The organism is Psychrobacter sp. 1Y4, assembly GCF_051847555.1.
This window is the reverse complement of sequence record NZ_JBPYDE010000486.1, coordinates 1-742: the sequence shown is the minus strand read 5'-3', so window position 1 is coordinate 742 and position 742 is coordinate 1. Positions and strand designations below refer to the sequence as shown.

General features: G+C 48.4%; 1 protein-coding gene. It reads right to left on the bottom strand.

Features of this window, described 5'->3' with window-relative positions; translation table 11 throughout:
* Positions 1-741 (bottom strand): anthranilate phosphoribosyltransferase (gene trpD / locus ACS8FC_RS17115; RefSeq protein ID WP_439297669.1); only part of this gene is annotated, 741 nt, incomplete at its 3' end.
* Position 742: the final 1 nt, after the last annotated feature.

Sequence of the window (742 nt, the reverse complement as noted above, 5' to 3'; positions counted from 1 at the left end):
AACTGTGGTCGAGGTTGCTAGACTGATTTCATCCAGCCCATCTTTTGCGCCCACGACCATGACATGCCGTGCGCCTAGGTTTTTCATGACTTTGGCAATTGGCTCACAGAGCTGTGCGGTAAAGACACCAATAACTAAATTGGGCGTACCAGCAGGGTTGGTTAGTGGGCCTAAAATATTAAAGATGGTACGCGCTTTTAGCTCACGGCGTACAGGATTGGCATAACGCATGGCACTGTGATGGTTGGGCGCAAACAAAAACCCAACCCCTTCGTTCTCGATACAATCTTTTGCTTGTTCTGGAGTCAGCGCAAGACTGATGCCTGCTTGCTCAAGCAAATCTGAGCTACCAGATCTGGTTGAGACACCGCGATTACCATGTTTGGCAACTTGTGCGCCAGCCGCCGCGACAACGAATGCCGATGCAGTCGATACGTTAAATAAATTGGCACCATCACCGCCAGTACCAACGATGTCGACCAAATAGTCACAGTTTTTTGGCTCAATATTGGCGGCTAGCGCACGCATCGCACTGGCTGATGCGGTGATCTCATCGATCGATTCACCTTTCATACGTAAACCTGTCAAGATAGCGCCCATCATCGCGTCGCTACATCTGCCTTGCATGATGATCAGCATCACTTGATACATCTCATCAAAGGTCAAATCGATGTGCTGAAAGATTCTACCCAAAGCTGTCGTCAATAATTGATGTATCTGGGCATCAGACAGTTTTGCAATA